This is a genomic window from Pilimelia columellifera subsp. columellifera, assembly GCF_039532605.1.
Taxonomy (GTDB): Bacteria; Actinomycetota; Actinomycetes; order Mycobacteriales; family Micromonosporaceae; genus Pilimelia; species Pilimelia columellifera.
This window is the reverse complement of sequence record NZ_BAAARY010000009.1, coordinates 74,007-91,868: the sequence shown is the minus strand read 5'-3', so window position 1 is coordinate 91,868 and position 17,862 is coordinate 74,007. Positions and strand designations below refer to the sequence as shown.

At 72.9% G+C, this 17,862-nt stretch carries 16 protein-coding genes and 1 pseudogene; 10 read left to right on the top strand and 7 right to left on the bottom strand.

Translation table 11 applies throughout. The features are described from left to right. Window positions 1–14: 14 nt before the first annotated feature. Both ABD287_RS11520 and ABD287_RS11515 read right to left on the bottom strand, forming a co-directional pair. Window positions 15–695 (bottom strand): potassium channel family protein, encoded by a 681-nt coding sequence (locus ABD287_RS11520; RefSeq protein ID WP_344172088.1) that lies wholly within the window; start codon window positions 693–695, stop codon window positions 15–17. Further along, the gene (locus ABD287_RS11515) at window positions 688–2,055 is read right to left on the bottom strand and encodes a TrkH family potassium uptake protein (RefSeq protein ID WP_344172086.1); all 1,368 of its coding nucleotides are present in this window, start codon (window positions 2,053–2,055) and stop codon (window positions 688–690) included. Before ABD287_RS11515 ends, ABD287_RS11520 begins: the two co-directional genes overlap by 8 nt. A 186-nt stretch (window positions 2,056–2,241) precedes the next feature. Here ABD287_RS11515 and ABD287_RS11510 point away from each other — a divergent pair, with 186 nt between their 5' ends. Then, window positions 2,242–2,811 carry a PH domain-containing protein gene (locus ABD287_RS11510; RefSeq protein ID WP_344172084.1) on the top strand — a complete coding sequence of 190 codons (570 nt, stop codon included), beginning with the start codon at window positions 2,242–2,244 and terminating at the stop codon, window positions 2,809–2,811. On the opposite strand, the pseudogene ABD287_RS11505 reads toward ABD287_RS11510, so the two are convergent. The 3 genes and pseudogenes from ABD287_RS11505 to ABD287_RS11495 form a co-directional block, all read right to left on the bottom strand. Further along, a pseudogene (locus ABD287_RS11505) lies at window positions 2,775–3,542 on the bottom strand (coenzyme F420-0:L-glutamate ligase); the annotation flags it as partial. The gene ABD287_RS11510 and the pseudogene ABD287_RS11505 sit on opposite strands and share 37 nt — an antisense overlap. A gap of 11 nt (window positions 3,543–3,553) precedes the next feature. Next, entirely contained in the window at window positions 3,554–4,516 is a 963-nt protein-coding gene (cofD, locus tag ABD287_RS11500) for a 2-phospho-L-lactate transferase (RefSeq protein ID WP_344172082.1), read from the bottom strand. Between the two features lie 82 nt (window positions 4,517–4,598). Beyond that, the gene (locus tag ABD287_RS11495; protein WP_344172080.1) at window positions 4,599–5,771 is read right to left on the bottom strand and encodes a kynureninase/PvdN C-terminal domain-containing protein; all 1,173 of its coding nucleotides are present in this window, start codon (window positions 5,769–5,771) and stop codon (window positions 4,599–4,601) included. A 90-nt stretch (window positions 5,772–5,861) separates the two neighbouring features. Here ABD287_RS11495 and ABD287_RS11490 point away from each other — a divergent pair, with 90 nt between their 5' ends. The 4 genes from ABD287_RS11490 to ABD287_RS11475 all read left to right on the top strand — a co-directional run bounded on the left by ABD287_RS11490 (window position 5,862) and on the right by ABD287_RS11475 (window position 10,797). Further along, window positions 5,862–6,398 carry an NUDIX domain-containing protein gene (locus ABD287_RS11490; protein ID WP_344172078.1) on the top strand — a complete coding sequence of 179 codons (537 nt, stop codon included), beginning with the start codon at window positions 5,862–5,864 and terminating at the stop codon, window positions 6,396–6,398. Between the two features lie 549 nt (window positions 6,399–6,947). Next, the gene (locus ABD287_RS11485) at window positions 6,948–7,760 is read left to right on the top strand and encodes a hypothetical protein (RefSeq protein WP_344172076.1); all 813 of its coding nucleotides are present in this window, start codon (window positions 6,948–6,950) and stop codon (window positions 7,758–7,760) included. Beyond that, a complete protein-coding gene (locus ABD287_RS11480) occupies window positions 7,753–10,308 on the top strand; it encodes a bifunctional FO biosynthesis protein CofGH (protein WP_425565603.1) in 2,556 nt (851 codons plus the stop codon). The genes ABD287_RS11485 and ABD287_RS11480 overlap by 8 nt, the downstream gene beginning before the upstream one ends. 231 nt (window positions 10,309–10,539) lie before the next feature. Then, window positions 10,540–10,797, top strand: coding sequence for a WhiB family transcriptional regulator (locus tag ABD287_RS11475; RefSeq protein WP_344172203.1), 258 nt, complete (start codon window positions 10,540–10,542; stop codon window positions 10,795–10,797). Window positions 10,798–10,805: 8 nt separating this feature from the next. Here ABD287_RS11475 and ABD287_RS11470 read toward each other — a convergent pair whose 3' ends face one another. Beyond that, window positions 10,806–11,243, bottom strand: a complete 438-nt coding sequence (locus tag ABD287_RS11470) for a metallopeptidase family protein (protein ID WP_344172201.1) — start codon at window positions 11,241–11,243, stop codon at window positions 10,806–10,808. 257 nt (window positions 11,244–11,500) lie between these two features. Between ABD287_RS11470 and ABD287_RS11465 the strand changes: the two genes are divergently transcribed. Next, complete coding sequence (locus ABD287_RS11465; protein ID WP_344172074.1) at window positions 11,501–11,854, top strand: DUF3499 domain-containing protein; 354 nt, start codon at window positions 11,501–11,503, stop codon at window positions 11,852–11,854. Between the two features lie 10 nt (window positions 11,855–11,864). Here ABD287_RS11465 and ABD287_RS11460 read toward each other — a convergent pair whose 3' ends face one another. After that, complete coding sequence (locus tag ABD287_RS11460) at window positions 11,865–13,088, bottom strand: SUKH-3 domain-containing protein (protein ID WP_344172072.1); 1,224 nt, start codon at window positions 13,086–13,088, stop codon at window positions 11,865–11,867. Between the two features lie 158 nt (window positions 13,089–13,246). On the opposite strand from ABD287_RS11460, the gene ABD287_RS11455 reads away from it, so the two are divergent. The 4 genes from ABD287_RS11455 (at window position 13,247) to ABD287_RS11440 (ending at window position 17,832) form a co-directional block, all read left to right on the top strand. Then, window positions 13,247–13,657 (top strand): YbaB/EbfC family nucleoid-associated protein, encoded by a 411-nt coding sequence (locus ABD287_RS11455; protein ID WP_344172070.1) that lies wholly within the window; start codon window positions 13,247–13,249, stop codon window positions 13,655–13,657. After that, window positions 13,658–13,924: a hypothetical protein gene (locus tag ABD287_RS11450; protein ID WP_344172068.1), complete on the top strand. Its 267-nt coding sequence runs from the start codon at window positions 13,658–13,660 to the stop codon at window positions 13,922–13,924. Beyond that, the gene (locus tag ABD287_RS11445; protein ID WP_344172066.1) at window positions 13,924–16,338 is read left to right on the top strand and encodes a toxin glutamine deamidase domain-containing protein; all 2,415 of its coding nucleotides are present in this window, start codon (window positions 13,924–13,926) and stop codon (window positions 16,336–16,338) included. The genes ABD287_RS11450 and ABD287_RS11445 overlap by 1 nt, the downstream gene beginning before the upstream one ends. A 75-nt stretch (window positions 16,339–16,413) precedes the next feature. Continuing rightward, window positions 16,414–17,832, top strand: a complete 1,419-nt coding sequence (locus tag ABD287_RS11440) for a phosphomannomutase/phosphoglucomutase (protein ID WP_344172064.1) — start codon at window positions 16,414–16,416, stop codon at window positions 17,830–17,832. Window positions 17,833–17,862 lie beyond the last annotated feature (30 nt).

Sequence of the window (17,862 nt, the reverse complement as noted above, 5' to 3'; positions counted from 1 at the left end):
ACCGGCTGACGCGCTCAGTCCGCGGCCGCGAAGCGCTCCACTGCGGCCACCTTGCCGACCACGAGGATGACGTCCCCGGACATGAGCACGGTGTCGCCCGAGGCGTGGGTGAACTCGCTGAGCTGACCGGGCGGCGGCGCGTGGCTCTTCACCCCGACCACGGTCACCCCGTACCGGCTACGCACCTTCGAGTCCCGCAGCGGCACGCCCGCGACGTCATGCGGCGGGAACGTCTTGGCCATCGCGTAGTTGTCGTCCACCTCGATGTAGTCGAGCAGATGGCCCGACAGCAGGTGGGCGATCCGTTCGCCCATGTCGTGCTCGGGGGTGACCACGTGGTGCGCCCCGACCCGGGCCAGGATCGTGGCGTGCTGGGCGGTCTGCGCCTTGGCCCAGATGTCCGGCACGCCGATCTCGGCCAGCATCGAGGTCACCAGGATGCTCGCCTCGATGTCGGCGCCGATCGCCACCACCGCCCGTCCGAACTCGTTGATGCCGAGTTGGGTCAGCGCCTCCAGGTCCGTCGCGTCGGCGGCCACCACGTGCGGCAGCTGCCCCGACAGCCGCTGCGCCTCCTGCGGGTCGTTGTCCACGGCCAGGACCTCGGTCCCGTGCTTGACCAGTTCCAACGCCAGCGCGACGCCGAACCGGCCGAGGCCGATCACCGCCACCGGCTCGTTCCGCCTGTCAGCCAACGATCGTCCTCTCCTCCGGGTATGCGAACCGGCGGCGCCGGTCCCGCAGCGCGAGCGCCGTCGCGAACGTCAGCGGGCCCAGCCGGCCGAGGAACATCAGCGCCACGAGCGCCAGGTCCGCGGGGATGGGCAGCCTGGCGGTGATCCCGGTGGACAGGCCCACCGTGCCGAACGCCGAGACCACCTCGAACAGCACCACGTCCAGTTCGAACCGGGTCACGCTGAGCATGGTGAACGTGGCCGCCACCACCGCGCCGACGCCGAGCAGGGCCACTGACAGGGCCTGCCGGTGGTTGGCGGTCGGCGCCCGTCGGTAGCCGACGTTGACGTGCTGGTCGCCGCGCATCTCGGCCCAGATGACCAGGGCCAGCAGGCCGAACGTCGTCACCTTGATGCCGCCGGCGGTGCCGGCGCTGCCGCCGCCGATGAACATGAGCACGTCACTGGCCAGCAGCGACTCCGGCCGCATGGCGCCGATGTCGACGGAGTTGAAGCCGGCGGTGCGGGTCTGCGCCGAGGCGAAGAACCCGGCCAGCCACCGGTCGTCGGGCCCGAGGGCGCCGAACGTCCGTGGGTTCGCCCACTCGACGAGGGTGAAGACGACCGTGCCCAAGGCCAGCAGCGCCCCGGTGACGGCCAGCGTGATCCGGGTCAGCACCGACCAGCCGCGCGGCTTCCGCCACTCGCGCAGCAGCTCGAACACCACCGGGAAGCCGAGCCCGCCGATGATGATCGCCGCGCAGACGGTGACGCTCACCAGCGGGTCGGTGACGAACCGCATGAGGTTGTCCGGGTACGGAGAGAAGCCGGCGTTGTTGAACGCCGAGATCGCGTGGAACACGCCGTGGTACAGGGCCTGCCCGAACGGCTCGTCGTAGGCCAGCGCCAGCCGGGCGGTGAGCACCGCCGCCGCCACCGCCTCGCTGACCAGGCTGAACAGCACGATGTTGCGGACCAGCCGGCGTAGTCCGGCCAGGTCCAGGGCCTTCGTCTCGGCCTGGGCCAGAAACTTGGCCCGCACCCCCAGCCGCTGCGACAGCAACACTGTGAACAACGTCGCCAGCGTCATGATCCCAAGCCCGCCGGCCTGGATGAGCAGCAGGATCACCGCCTCGCCGAACCAGGACCAGTAGCTGCCGGTATCCACCGTGACCAGGCCGGTGACGCAGACCGCCGAGGTGGCGGTGAACAACGCATCGACGAGGTGCGCCTGCCGTCCGGACTCGGTGGCCAACGGCAACGACAGCAGACCCGTGCCGACGACGACGGCGCCGGCGAACCCGCCGACGACCATCCGGGTCGGATGCCAGCCGCGGTCGGCCCGGCGCTGCCACTGTGCTGGCCGCTGCGCTGTGAGCACGTCGTCCTCTCCGGCTCTCGGGGACCAGCCCCGGCCTGGACCCAACAACGTCGATGACGCTAGCGCAGCGGTGGGCGTCACCTGCGCCGGACCGCCGTGCCGGCCGTCCCGTCGTCGTCCGGTGCACTACGGTCAGGCCAGGCGGCGTCCGCGCTGAGGGCGCCCGACCAGCCGGTGGAGGTCGTCGTGGCGTTTCCCGAGGATGTGCTCACCTCCGACGAACAGGTGGCCCGGCGCCTGCGGCCACACTGGAAAGCCCTCATCCGCCCCGCGCTGGTCACGGTCGGCTCGCTGACGATGCTGGTCGTCGGGCTGATGTCGTTGCCGGAGGGCGCGACCGGGACCTTCAGCGGCTGGCTGCTCGCCAGTCTGGTCGCCGTCCTCCTCGCCGGCTTCGCGGTCCTGCCGTACCTGCGCTGGCGGAGCACCCACTACGTGCTCACCAGCGAGCGGGTGCTGGTCCAGCGCGGCATTCTGGCCCGGGACCGCCGGGACCTCCCACTGGCCCGGATCAACGACCACGCCATGACCCAACGGTTCAGCGAACGCCTGCTCGGCTGCGGAACGCTCACCATCGAGTCCGCTGGCGAGCGCGGCCAGATCGTGCTGGTGGACGTCCCGGGCGTGGAACGCGTCCAGACCCTGCTCTACGAGCTGGTCGAGGCCGACCGGCTGGCCCACTCGCCCGCGGGCGAACCGCCCGCGTCGCAGCGGCAGCCCGGCGACGTGGCCGGGTCGCCGAGGACGCTGGCCTGACCCGCCGCGTACGCCTCGTCCACACCGAGAGCGAACATGTCGTCGGCCGCCGGGCGCAGCAGCGCCGCGACCCCGGGCCCGTCCGGCTCCCGCCCGGTCAGCCGGTAGCCGCGCACCACAGCCACCGGCACCCCGTCGCGCTTGCCCTTGACCAGTTCGGCGGCGGCCGCCAGCTCGTCGGCGACCGCGATCAGGGTCACCCGTAGCTCGTTGCCGTACGGGTCCCGCTCGCCACGGTGGTCGCGTAGCGGCGCCAGGCCGGCGCAGCCGAGCGCCAGGTCGGTCTGACCTAGCCGCCAGGCCCGACCGGCGGTGTCCGACACGATGACGGCAACCGCGAGGCCGTGGCGCTCCTTCAGCCGGGCCCGCAGGCGCCGCGCCGACGCGTCCGGGTCGACCGGCAGCAGCACGAGCCGGTCGGGCGCCACGTTGGACGCGTCGATGCCGGCGGCGTTCATGACGAAGCCGTGCCGGGTCCGCACGATCCGCACCGGACCGCGGGTGGCGACCACCGCGGCGGTCTCGGCGGTCAGCGCGGCGTCCCTGGCCGCCTCCCGCTCCGGGCCGTCGGCCGGGACGTCCACGAGCCGACCCTCAGCCTTGGACACGATCTTGCTGGTGACGATCAGGATGTCCCCGTCGCGTAGCCACGGCGCCGCGTCGGTGACCAGTGCGGCGAGGTCGTCGCCGGCGCGCACCTCGCCGATGCCCAGCACCGGCCGGATCTCCAGCGGGCCCGCCGTCACCGGGCCACCGCGCCGGCCAGCTCCATCGCCGTCCGCACGATCGCGGTCGTCGCCGCGTCGTCGGTCATCCACAACGGCGCCTCCCGGACCAGCAGCCCGGTCGCGACGACGCCGGCGTCCGCGTCGTCGACCAGCCAACCGTCGAGCAGGCCGCCGGCGCCGCGTCCGCCGTACAGGCCGGCCACGCCCGCTGCCGAGCACTCGACGTCCAGCGCCGCGAGGCACCGGTCCGCCATGCCGCGCACCGGCGCCCCGCCGATGATCGGCGAGATCCCGACCACCGGCGCCGACCCGGAGACGACAGCCTCGCGCAACCCGGGCACCGCCAGCACCGGAGCGATACTCACCACCGGGTTGCTCGGCGCCACCAGGACGACATCCGCCGCCGCCAGCGCCTCCAGAACCCCCGGCCCGGGCGACGCCGACTCGGCCCCGACGAAGACGAACCGCCGCGCCGGCAGCTGACCCCGGTGCCGCACCCACCATTCCTGGAAGTGCAGCGCCCGCTGCCCCTCCTCGGAGTCCACGACCACATGCGTCTCCAGCCGGTCGTCGGTGGCCGGCAGCAGTCGCACCCCCGGCGACCAGCGGGCACACAGGGCCTCGGTCACCGCCGACAGCGGGTAGCCGGCGCCCAGCATCGTCGAGCGCACCAGGTGGGTGGCGATGTCCCGGTCGCCGAGACCGAACCAGCTGGGCTCGGCCCCGTACGCCTTCAGCTCCTCGCTGACCGTCCACGTCTCGTTCTGCCGGCCCCAGCCGCGCTCGGCGTCCGCGCCGCCGCCGAGGGTGTACATGACGCTGTCCAGGTCCGGGCAGATCCGCAGACCGTGCATGACGGTGTCGTCGCCGACGTTGACGACCGCGGTCACCTCGCCGCCGCGTTCCCGGGCGTACGCCCGCACTCCACGCAGGAACTTCGCCCCGCCCACCCCGCCGGTCAGCACCACGATCCGCATGAGGGCCATCCTGCGTCATCGCTGTAACACCCTGCCACCCGCGTCGCCACCGGCGGGTGACCAGGGCGCCTCACGGCCGGGCTCAGCCGGTGGGCAGCGCCGCCGCCAGCGCGTCCATCGCCGCCACCAGCTGCTCATCGGACAGGTACGGCGCCGGCCCGAACCGCAGCCACTGCCCGCGGCTGTCGGTGAGCACCCCGCGCTCGCGCAGCGCCTCCTGGAGCTGGGCGGCGTATGGGGTGCGCAGGGACAGGAAACCGCCGAACGCCTCCCGGGGCCGGCTGCGGTCCCGGTCGATGAGCTGCGGCGGAGCCTCGATCGCGTCGAACCGCTCGGCCAGCAGGCCCACCTGCCGCAGCGACTGCGCCCGCAGGGTGGCCGGCGTCAGCCCCTGACCGGCGAAGAAGTCGAACACCCGGGCCGCCCGGTAGTGGCTGGTCGGGTCGTAGGTGGAGCCGGCGAACCGGGCTGCGCCGCCGGCGTACCGGACCTCGCCGGGCCGGGTCGGCGTGGCCAGGTCGCCGAACTCGGCAAACCACCCCGTCACCACCGGCCGCAGCTCCAGCGCGTGCCGGGGCAGCCGCAGGAAGCAGTTCCCCTCGCCGAGCTGGAGATACTTGTACCCGCCGCCGACCACCCAGGCCGACTCCAGTCCGGACCGGTCGAACGGGACGACGCCGAGCGCGTGGTAGGCGTCGACCAGCAGCTCCGCGCCGTGCCGGCGGCACGCCGCCGCCAACGCCGGCAGGCCGGGGACGATGAGGGACGTGGTGAACAGCACCGACGACACCAGCGCCGCCGCAGTGTTCTCCGTGATCTCCAGAGCCATCCGATCGGCCAGCGTCTCCACCGGCGTCGCCGGCACCGGAACTACCTCGACGCCGACTTCGGCCAGCCGGTCCAGCTGACGGCGTAGGGTGTGGAATTCGGCGTCCGACGTGACCACCCGCGGGCGCGCGGGCAGATCGACCGCGGACAGGAAACGCACCACCAGCTCGTGGGTGTTCACGCCCAACGCGATCGTCGCGTCGGGCTCGCCCAGCAGGGCCCGTAGCCCGTCGCGGACCGCGTCAGCCTTGACGTTCGCGCGCGCCCACTTCTCGTCGACGGCCTCGGCGGCGTCGTCGAACGCCTCCAGTTGGCCCTCCCGGGCCACGTCGGGCCACGCCTGGTGGGAGTGGCCGGTCAACAGCAGCCGTTCGGCGACCCGGAACCGCGTGTAGTGGGGCGCCAACCGCGCCGACAGTTCGCTCACCGTCCCACCCTAGAGGCACAACGGGCCGCCTCAGCTGGTCGACGTGGGAGCATGTCGGCCCGGTTTGTCCGGTCGGCATACGCTGGGTTGGTGACTGAGACTCCTGTTGACTACACGGCCACGCTCGCGCGTAAGCGGATGGGCGCAGGCGTTCTCTTCCACGACGCCGGTGGGCGGGTGTTGATCGTGGAGCCCACATACAAGGACTACTGGGAGATCCCTGGCGGGGCGGTGGACGCCGATGAGGCGCCATTGGATACCGCCGCCAGGGAGATCAAGGAGGAGCTCGGCCTGCTGGTGCAGCCCGGCAGGCTTTTGGCGGTGGACTGGGTGCCGCCGCGTGGTGGCCGAACCGAGGGGATGATGTTTGTCTTCGACGGCGGCCAACTGACCACAGAGCAGCTGAGCGGCATCGAGCTGGCCGTTGACGAGCTTCGGTCGTGGGCTTGGTGCTACCCGGTGCAGGCTGCTCAGCGGTTGTCGCCGCTGCTGGCCCGCCGTGCAGCGGCGGCGCTACAGGCATCGGCCTCATCATCGACCGTGTACCTGGAGAATGGCTATCTGCGAGTCTGCTGGACGAGGCCTCCACCGCTCACCACCGCGCCACCGCCGAAGTCGATGTCCTGACTGCACTGGACCTCCAGGTCTACAAGGTCAGCGTCGCCCGCGCCCTCGGCGACTACGGCGCCGCCGTCGACCACGCCCGCCACGTTGACCCCACACGAATTACTTCGCCCGAGCGTCGCGCCCCGTACTGGGAAGACACCGCCCTGGCTTTACACGGCCGCGGCCGCCCCGTAGCTGCGTTCAACGCGCTGCGCGCCGCCGAGGCCGACACTCCGCAGGAAGTTCGTTACCGACCATGGGCTCAGAACCTCACCACCAGCCTGCTGTCAGAGCCGCGCCATACGCTGCACGGCATCACCGCGTTCGCTCAGCGAATCGGCGCGCTGTAGCCGATCCAGCGAGGCCAGCGTGACCGAGTTCGTAGGGACTCGCGGCCGCCCCGGCCGACCGGATCGAGCTATCTCAGGTGTTACCTCTCGGCGCAATAGGCAAGGCGTCGGATCCGCCTGGGCACGGACGAGCCGCTGTGTCCGGGCGTGTCGCTGTCGCCTCGTTACCCTGGCAGACGGACGGCCGCCCCCCGCGTGCCTGAGGATGAGGAGAGACGACGTGAACCCGGCGCCGCAGCACCAACCCGAGGGCGATCTGCGCGGCCACACCGCGCCGCTGCGTGACTGGGCCGCCATCGGCGCGCTGGCCGCGAACGCGGCGCTGCTGTTGGCGGCGCTGTTGAGCCTGGCTCCGCGTGACGGCGTTCCATACTCAGTCGACGGCATCCGGCGGTTCGACTGGTTCGTCAACGGCATGACGATCCTGCTGCCGGCTTTGGCGGTCTTCCTGGTCAGCCACCTGGGGGAGCGATCTTCCAGGGCCAGGCTCGTGAGCGTGGTCGCCTTGGCGCAGCTGGTCGCGTCCGTCTTCTTCGGGATCGTGTTCGGTGCTCTGCTCGGCCTGTACGGCCTGGTGACGGTCCGCGGCGGCGGAGCGGTCCTCGGCCTCCAGACTCTGCTCGACTGGCTCGGTCATCTCATCGTCCTGGGGCTGGCGGTGACGTTCGTGGCCCGGGTGTCGCAAGGCCTGGGTGGCTTCACGGCCCGTCCCGAGCGGGCGGCCCCGCGGCCGGGCCCACATCCGGCTTCCCGGCTCGCCCACCAGCAGAGCTGGCCCGCTCCGACGTCGCCCGCGGCCCCGGAGCGTCCGACCTGGAACCAACCTGATCCGACGGTGGCGTTGCCGGAGAACGCGGCGCGGACGCAGGTGATCCCACCGCGCCCCGACGCCGGGCCGACGCAGGTGATCCCGCCGAGCGGGCAGGTCGCCGAAACCCAGGTCATACCTCCAGGCGGGCAGGTCGCCGAGACGCAGGTCATTCCGCCGCGTGGGCCGGACGCCACCCAGAAGCTGCCCCGCTATCGTGACTGACCCGGCCGTCGGGTCGGCGGTGCGTCGGGCATTGCGGAGAGCCCGGGACGGCCGTCCCCTCGATGTGGACGAGGCGGCGACCCTGCTCGCCGCCCGCGGCCCTGACCTGGACCAGTTGCTGGCAGCCGCGGGCGTGGTGCGTGACGCCGGGCTGCGCGACGCCGGCCGGCCCGGGGTCGTCACCTACTCGCGGAAGGTGTTCATCCCGCTGACCCGGTTGTGCCGGGACCGTTGCCGGTACTGTGCCTTCGCCACCACCCCGAATCGGTTGCCGGCGCCGTTCTTGGAACGCGACGAGGTGCTGGCCACGGCCCGTGCCGGCGCGGCGGCCGGCTGCAAGGAGGCCCTGTTCACTCTCGGCGACCGGCCGGAGGACCGTTGGCAGGCGGCCCGGCAGTGGCTGGACGAGCGCGGTTTCGCCTCGACGGTGGATTACCTGCGTGCCTGCGCGATCGCCGTGCTGGAGGAGACCGGTCTGCTCCCGCATCTCAACCCGGGCGTGCTGACCTGGACGGAGCTGCAGCGCCTGCGTCCGGTCGCGCCGAGCATGGGCATGATGCTGGAGACCACCGCGACGCGGCTGTTCACCGAGCCCGGCGGCCCGCACTTCGGCTCGCCCGACAAGGACCCGGCGGTGCGCCTGCGGGCCATCGAGGACGCCGGCCGGGTGGGGGTGCCGTTCACCACGGGCATCCTCATCGGGATCGGCGAATCGTTGACTGAGCGGGCCGAGTCGTTGTTCGCCATCCGCCGGCTGGCGCGGGCCTACGGGCACGTCCAGGAAGTCATCGTCCAGAATTTCCGCGCCAAACCGGACACCGCCATGCGTGCTCTGCCGGACGCCGAGCTGGCGGATCTGGCCGCGACGGTGGCGGTGGCCCGGCTGACGCTCGGCCCGGACGTCCGGTTGCAGGCGCCGCCGAACCTGGTCGACGGCGAGTACGAGTTGCTGCTGCGGGCCGGTATCGACGACTGGGGCGGCATCTCCCCGGTGACCCCGGACCATGTGAATCCGGAGCGGCCGTGGCCGGTGGTCGAGGAGCTGGCCCGCCGCTGTCAGGCGGCCGGGTTCACACTGCGGGAACGGCTGACGATCTACCCCGGGTACGTGCTGCGCGCGGAGCGGTGGCTTGATCCGCGTCTGGCCCGACATGTCGCGGCGCTGGCCGACCCGGCATCGGGGCTGGCTGTCGAGTCGGCGCTGCCGCGGGGTCGCGCCTGGCAGGAGCCCGAGGCCCCGACCGGCGGCCGGACCGACCTGCACCGGGCGGTCGACGACCCGGGCCGCCCCGGCGGCGTCCGTCGCTCCGACTTCGCCGACGTGTACGGCTGGGCCGCGGTCGCCGACCCGGGCGCTGACACACCCTCGTCCGCGCCGCGCCGCGCCGATGTCGACCTGCGGGACGGCATGCGGCTGGCCGCGTCCCGGCCGGCGGAGCTGCTGGCCCCCCGGCACGAGGCGGCCGCGCTGGCCCTTCTCGACGCCGACGGGCCGGACCTGGACGCGTTGTGCGCGCTCGCCGACGAGGTGCGCCGGGACGCCGTCGGGGACACCGTCACCTACGTGGTCAACCGCAACATCAACTTCAGCAACGTCTGCTATGTGGGCTGCCGGTTCTGCGCGTTCGCCCAGCGGGAGCGGGACGCCGACGCGTACCGGCTGAGCGTCGCGGAGGTGGCGCGCCGGGCGCAGGAGGCGTGGCGGTCCGGCGCGACCGAGGTGTGCCTACAGGGGGGCATCGATCCGAAGCTGCCAGTCGGCGCCTACGCCGACATGGTGCGCGCGATCAAGCGGGCCGCTCCGGGGCTGCACGTGCACGCGTTCTCGCCGATGGAGATCGTCACCGCCGCGGCCAAGGCCGGGGTCAGCGTCGCCGCGTGGCTGACCGACCTGCGGGACGCCGGCCTCGACACCATTCCGGGGACCGCCGCCGAGATTCTCGACGACGAGGTCCGTTGGGTGCTCACCAAGGGCAAGCTGCCGGCGGCGACGTGGGTGGAGGTCATCTCCACCGCGCACCGGCTGGGGCTGCGGTCGAGCGCGACGATGATGTTCGGCCACGTCGACCAGCCGCGGCACTGGCTGGGCCACTTCCGGACCCTGGCCCGGATCCAGGACGACACCGGCGGGTTCACCGAGTTCGTTCCGCTGCCGTTCGTGCACACCAACGCGCCGATCTATCTGGCGGGCGTCGCGCGGGCGGGGGCGACGTGGCGCGAGAGCCGGGCGGTGCACGCGATGGCGCGGTTGGCGCTGCACGGGCGAATCGGCAACGTCCAGTGTTCCTGGGTGAAGCTCGGCGACGACGCGACCGTCCAACTGCTGCGCGGAGGGGTTAATGATCTTGGCGGGACGTTGACGGAGGAGACCATCTCCCGGATGGCCGGATCCCGCCACGGGTCGGCCCGGACCGCCGACGAGCTGCGTGAACTTGCCCACCGCGCCGGACGCACGGTCAGGCAGCGTACGACGACGTACGGTGATGCGCCAGACCCTGAGCGTGATCTTCCCTCCCGCGAGGATCTTTCCGGGGTGACTCGCGGGTAGAGGCGTTACCAGGTCGGTGGCTCGGTCGGTATCAAGCCGTGAGGGAATCGTCAGGTGGTGGCCCTATTTATCAGGTTCCGCTTGACTACGCACGCATTACACGCGTGTAATTTCCGGTAGGCCCTGTTGCGGTCCGGGTGGGAGAAACCCCAGTTGGCGACCGATGGCGCCTGCCAGGCGTGGGGGATTTGCGCCGCTTTATCTGACGGCGCACACGAAGGGGGCATGCTGATGGACGGCCGTCCAGTCGTGGCCGACCTGCTCGGCGACGCACCGGAATGGCAAGAGCGCGCTTTGTGCTCACAGACCGATCCGGAAGCATTTTTTCCAGAGAAGGGCGGGTCGACGCGCGAGGCGAAGCGCATCTGTTCCCGGTGCGATGTCCGGGACGACTGTTTGGAGTACGCGCTCGGCCACGACGAGCGTTTCGGCATCTGGGGCGGGCTGTCGGAGCGGGAACGTCGCAAACTCAAGCGGCGGGTGGCCTGACGGGCCAATCAGCCGAGATCCTCCGGGTCGAGGCCGAGCAGGTTGGCGACCTGCTCGACCACCACGTCCTGCACGAGGTCGGCGAGATCATCGCGGTCCACGGCCCGGAACTCCAATGGTCGCCGGTACAACACGATCCGGGGCGGCATCGACTGTCGTCCCGGCCTACCGGGCAGCAGGCGCGCCAACGGCACCTCGCCGTCCTCAAGCACGTCCGAGTCGTAGACGTTGAGGTCCGGGGGGACATCCTCGACCGCGAACTCCACCCCGGCCAGCTCTTGGGCGAAGCGTCGCTCCAGGCCCTCGACCGCGTCCAGGACCAGGTCGTCGAAGATCTCCGAGCGGGTGCGGGCCAGCGGCGCGGTGGCCGGGACAAGGCGCCCCCGTAGACCGCGCCCGTGCCGGTCGCGGCTGCGCCGTCCGGGCCGGTTCGCCGACCTGACGATCCGTGGCGGACCGGCCGGCGGCCCAGCGGCGCCGGGGCCGCCGGCGGCTTCGGCGCGCGGCGTCGGCCCGGAGATCGACGGAGCGCCCACCGGGCGGTCGGGACTGGTCACCCCGTCAGGTTAGCCGTCCACGGGGTGGGCCTCGCCGGGACTCACCAGCCGGCGGGCGCCGCTCGGCTTGTCAAATGATCGTCCGGTTCGGCGTGTCGCGCCCGTAACGGTATGACCTTGCGCGTCAAGGGCGATAACGTGCCGCCGTGAGGTCACCACGGCGCTGCTCCCGTAACGGCTGTCCGCGGCAGGCCGTCGCGACGTTGACCTACGTTTACGTGGAGTCAACCGCGGTGGTCGGGCCGCTGGCGGCCTATCCGGAGCCCCATACGTACGATCTGTGTGAGCTGCACGCCAGAGGTCTCACCGCGCCCAGAGGTTGGGAGGTGGTGCGGCACGAGGGGGAGTTCCAGGCCCCGCCGCCCACCACAGACGATCTCGTCGCGCTCGCCGAGGCGGTCCGGGAGGCCGGTCGGCCGATCCCCCGTCAGGACGAGTCCGCGGCCGACCCGCAGCCCACCGGACGGCGGGGACACCTGCGCGTCATTCCGCCCGGCTGACCAGACCCGTTCAGAGCCACGATCCGTCGTCATGCACCCGGGCCACCGGGCCGCCGGTCAGCAGGGTCGCCAAGGCGGCCTCGACGGAGCCGCCGACGAACCACTCGCCGGCCTGATCGATCGCGAACACCCGGGACCGCTCGTCGACCGCCAGGACCGCCTCCGCGGCGCCCTCCACCCCGATGGGGAACAGCCGGGCGCCGATGAGCACCGCGAACTCGCCCAACTGGTCCGCGGTGTGGGCGGCCGCCGCCGCGTCGAGGCGGACCGGACGGACCCGCCGCCGTTCCCCCGGGCCGTGCCGGTCCGACGTCAGGCCACCGAACCGCGTCAGCGCCTGGGACGCCGCCGGGAACACCTCGTGGCGGCGCTCCAGCCCGCCGACCGCGCAGACCGTGTCGATCCACTGCCGCGCCTGGTCCGCGCCGGGTGGGCCGGTCCAGCCGGCGTCGCGTAGCACTCCCAACGCGTCGTCCTCGGAGAGCCCGGCCCGCGTCGGCTCACCGGCGCGCTCCGACTCCTTCGCGGCCCCAGCGGCCGCGACGCCGAGCCTCGCCAGCGTCCGCCGACATGACCAGCAGGTCACGGCCGGAGCGCCGCCCAGCGGATCGCCGGGCTCGCGCACATGCAGCGCCTCCAACTGGGCATCGGCCAGCAACGCCCCGGCCTCGTCGTCGGTCAACGGCGGCAGACCCTGCTGCGCCCGGTCGCTGTCGAAAGTGTGCAGCACGTCCGAGACCGCCACCAGCTCGGCATGGCGCTCAGCCCCCCGGTCCAGCGCGCCGACCTCGATCTCCGCCAACGCGCGGCGCACCAGACGGTGGTGCCGCAGCTCCTGGTCGCCCTTGGCGCCGCGGCCCACGAACGGCCGGTACCGCACGCTCAACCGGGCGGCGACCGTGGGCGTGGGACGGCGACGCGCCGTCCGGAGCAGCTCGAACGCCGGGTCGGCGGTGAGCGTTGGCGCGACCACGTCGGTGCGGCGCCGCCGGTACATGTCCTTGATCACAGCGGAGGGCAGCCGCGGCCAGGTGGAGACCCGGCCGGTCTCCTTGTCGATGACGGTGCTGACGCTGTCGCCCGGGCTCGGCAGGTCGCCGGCCGGCTCACGCATCCAGACCACGTAACCGATGTCGAACTCCGACACCATCGGGGCGCACCGGTGGCCCCGTCGCAGCGATTCCCGACGCGCCCAGGCGCTCGCGACGTGCTCGGCGTCCCGGAGAGTGATCACGGTGGCTCCTTCGATCGCGGTGGAGCTGGATCCTTCAGAAGCCCGTCGTGGTTGGACACCGCCGGGCCTCCCGCTGCCACGAACCTACCGGAGTCCGGTGACGGAGCGGTGACGGTATGGTCCTCTCTCGACGGAGACTGCGGCAGGAGGCGCCCGGGGTGAGACACAGTGTGGACCGCGACGCGAACCGTGCGGTGCGCGTCGGCTTCGAGGACGCCTACCACCGCTACCGGCTGGTCCGCGCCGCCGTCGAGGAGATCCGTCGCGAGCTGGCTGCGCTGACCGCGTCGGCCACCTCGCCGGACGGCCTGGTCACGGTGACTGTGGACGCGCGTGGCCGCCTCGTCGGGCTGGAACTGGATCCGGTCTGCTGTCGCGGTGGTGACTCCGTGGCGCTGGCGAACGCCATCGCCGCCACCGCCGGCACGGCCGCGACTACCGCCGCGCAGCGGGTGACCGCGTTGGTGGCGTCGCGGCTGCCGGCCGACGCCGGCCTGGTCGAGCTGCTCGAGGGCGGCGACGCGGCGCCGCTGCTGGGCCGGCACGACGACGCCGCCGGGGCACGTTAGATGGCGGACGGTTCGCCGCGGCGGGACGTCCCGGCCGCCCACGCCGCCGCCCGGGACCTGGTCGAGGCGGGTCAACTGCTGCGCGCCCTGCGCGAGGCCGTGGCCACCGACGTGGCCGCGGCCGTGCCCGGCTGGCACGCCGACCCGGGCCTCGCCGCCTTCGTCGAGCGGTACGAGGACGCCTGCCGCCGGGTCCTGGCGACCTGGCAACAGGCCGCAGGCGACCTGGTCGGCCTCGGCGCCGCCGCGGCTGCGGCGGAGCGGTGATGAGCGGGCACACCGACGCCGTCCCCGACCCTCGGCAGTGGGACTGGGAGGGCGCGCCGCGGGTAGCCGCGGCGGTGCGGACCGCGACGCCGACCTGGCTACACGCTGACGAGCAGCGGATGTGGCAGATCGCCGAGCGGTGGCACGAGATCGGGCGCGCTGCCCGCGGCCCACGCGCCGACGCGATGGCCGCCGCCGACCGCGCGCTGGCCGCTGGCGACGGCCCGGCGGCCGAGGCGCTGCGGGCCACCTGGCGCCGGTTGGCCGAGGGCGACCAGGCGCCGCTCAACGAGCTTCCCCAACTCGTCGACCAGCTCGGTGACCTGGTCGGCGGGGCCGCCGCCGCGGTCGAGGCCAGCAAGATCGAACGTTGGACGGCCCTCGCTGACCTGGGCGCCAGCGTCGTCATGTGCGAGCTGGCGGACCAGCTGACCGGAGGCGCCGGTCCGGTTCTCGCCAGCGCCACGGCGGCCACCCGGGCGGCTCTGGCCGCCGCGGACGAACGCCTCACGCGCCGGCTGGAGGAACTGGGCGCGACGTCCGGCGCGGCCAGCGCCCCCGTCACGGCTGCCGGGACGGCGGGCCCCGCCGACCGGGGCCTCGGCGACCACCTGTCGCTGCTCAACGCCAACGGCCCCGGCGGGGACCCCGCCCGCGCCGCCAACGCGGTCGACGCCACGTTGGCGTTCTTCGACACCTGGGCCCGGGACCAGCCGCGGGTCGCCGTCGAACGCTTCCCCGACAGCTACACGCTCGGCGAGGCGGTCTTCGCCACCTACCCCGACAGCAGCGGCCTCGCCCGGATCGAACAGGCGGTCGGCGCGTCCTTCCAGAACCTGTGCCCGCCGGTCGGTGATCTCGCGCCGACCGCCGCGCAGGCGGTCGTCAACCACGCCCTCGCGAACCTGCGCGCCCACCTCGTCGCGCTCGGTCCGGGCTCGTTCGCCTTCGTGGTCGGCGCGTGGGAGGGCGGCGGAGCGCACGTATGGGCGGCGGTCAACCACGGGCATGTCGTGTCGCATGTCGACGCGCAGTGCGGGCGGCACACCGCCGCGGCCCCGCTGTACGGGCACTACGGACGCCCGTACGACGGCAACCTTGTCATCCTGGACGCGCTTGTCCTCGGCGTTGACGGCGCCGCGGCGCCGCTGCCGCATCATGGCGAGGGCGCCTGGTCGGTCACACGCCGCCCCCAGGCGGAGGCGCCCGTGGCGCCGGACCTCGATCTGCTGTTGCGCGATGATCCGGAGCTGGCCGCCGCCGTGAACGTCGGGTCGGGGTTGACGGCGGAGCTGCGGGCAGATGATGCCCTGGTCAGACTGCTCTGGTCGGTGCGTGCCGAGGTCTCGGCGGAGATCTCAGCGGGGGCGGACCATGGCCTAACGCCGATGTCCGAGGCGGTACAGGGCGGTTTCGATCCTGGCCGTCGTGCCGACCGGGCCTATGTGCGGACGTTCGTGGAGCGGCTTTTCGCTCAGGCCCCGGCGGCGCGGGCCGAGTTGGACCGGGCGGCGCGGGCGTTGGCGTCGACGCTGGACGGGACCGTGGTCGCCGTGCCGCCGCTGAACCGGCAGCAGGCGCTTGAGCTGGTGACGTTGTGGGGCGGCGACGCCGCCCGGCTCGTCGAGCTGGCCACCGCCCGGGTCGAGCTGCCGGATGTCTCGTCGCTGGCGAAGGCGCGGGCATCGGCGTCAGCGGACCCGACCCTGGATGTTGTCGGAATCGCCGAGCGTCCAGACCCGGGCGGCGGCTCGGAGAGCGGTGCGGCGCAGATCGCGCTGCGGACGGCTTCGGGCCACGTCGGGCTGCTGCGGCTCTGCCTGACGGGGGCGGAGCGCGCCGCTGACGTCGCCGAGGCGCTGGACCGGGCGCGCCGCGAGGTGCTCGGTCTGGTCGGCGGCGACGGGCCGTCCGACGCGGGGGCGGCGGCGTTGGCGGGCCTGGACCGGCTGCGCGAGCCGTTGCTCGGTTCGTCCGGCCGTGGGCCTGGCGCCGCCTCGGTGCCAGTCGGGCGGCGCCTGTGGCGCGGGATCCCGACGTTGGTGCGGACGGGGTCCGATGACGTGGTCTCGGGCTGGCGGTTGTCGTCCGTGGACGGCGGTTGGACCCCGCTGACGGCGGGACAGCTGGACGAGGTGGTCGCGGTCCGCTGCCGGTCCCTGTGGCCGTTGGAGCGCGACAGTTGGATCCAGGAGGTCGAGACGCTGCGTGCCCGACTGGGTCACGGGGACGGAGCGGCGGCCACGCTGGCCCGGGTGGCTGAGGGGTTCAGGCAGGTGGCTGCCGGTATGGCCCGCCCGCTGACGGCGACGGAGCGGGCGTGGGCGCGCGCGCTGCGTCGGCGGACGTACGCGATGCGTGAGCGGGAGTTGTCGGCGGGAGGCTGCCCGGCGGCGGACCGCGACGTGGACTGACGCCGTCGTGCGGGCGGCCCGCCAGTGGTCGTTAGGCTAGGCGAACTCGTCCCCGCGCGAAGGAGTGCCAGAGCCGTGTCCGACCTTTCCCGCTCCGCCGCGGCGGACACGCCGGTGGATCTATCCCGGTTCGTCAAGGCGTACGACGTGCGTGGCACAGTGCCGGACCAGCTCAACGAGCCTGTCGCCCGGGCGCTGGGCGCCGCGTTCGCCCAGTTGCTGGCCGCGGCCGGCGATCCGGCGACGGCCGTCGTGCTCGCCTACGACATGCGCGAGTCGTCGCCAGCGTTGGCGACGGCGTTCGGCGAGGGCGTCCGGGCCGAGGGCCTGGACGTCATCGATGCCGGCCTGGGCTCGACCGACCTGCTCTACTACGCCTCCGGCGTCCTCGACGCCCCCGGCGTCATGTTCACCGCCAGTCATAACCCGGCCCGGTACAACGGCATGAAGCTCTGCCGCTCGGGGGCCCGCCCGATCGGCCAGGACAGCGGCCTGTCCGAGATCCGCGACCGCGCCCAGGCGATCCTCGACGGCGCCGCGCCGGCGCCCGGCCACGCGCGCGGCCAGGTCAGCCGCCGTGACCTCCTCGCTGACTATGCCGCCTACCTGCGCGGGCTGGTCGACCTGTCCGGGATCCGTCCGTTGAAGGTGGTCGTCGACGCCGGCAACGGCATGGCCGGACACACGGTCCCGGCGGTGCTGGGCGACGCGGTCCTGCCGGCTCTGCCGCTGACGATCGTCCCGATGTACTTCGAGCTGGACGGCACGTTCCCCCATCACGAGGCGAACCCGCTGGAACCGGCGAACCTGGTGGACCTGCGCAAGGCTGTCGTCGCGCACGGCGCCGACCTCGGCCTGGCCTTCGATGGTGACGCCGACCGCTGCTTCGTGGTGGACGCCGTCGGCGACGCGGTGTCGCCGAGCGCGATCACCGCGCTGGTGGCGACCCGGGAGCTGGATCGGCACCCGGGCGCGACGGTCATCCACAACCTCATCACCTCCAGCGCGGTGCCCGAGATCGTCGCCGAGCACGGCGGTGTGCCGGTACGCACCCGGGTAGGGCACTCGTTCATCAAGGCCGAGATGGCCCGCACCGGCGCGGTGTTCGGTGGCGAGCACTCGGCCCACTACTACTTCCGGGATTTCTGGTTCGCCGACACCGGCATGCTCGCGGCGATGCATGTGCTCGCCGCCCTGGGCGGGCAGGCTCGTCCGCTCGGGGAGCTGGTGGCCGCGTTCGACCGTTACGCGGCCTCCGGCGAGATCAATTCGACCGTGGCCGATCAATCTGGAAAGCTCGCCGAGATCCGTGAGCTGTTCGCGGGAGAGCAGCTGGACGAGCTGGACGGTCTGACGGTGACCTTCACCGACGGGGCCTGGGTGAACCTGCGCCCGTCGAACACGGAGCCGCTGCTACGGCTCAACGTGGAGGCCCCGGACGAGGGCCGGATGGGCGTGCTGCGGGATCAGGTGCTGGCAGCGGTTCGCCGATAACGGCTCGCGGCGTCCCGGAAGCGGCCGTCG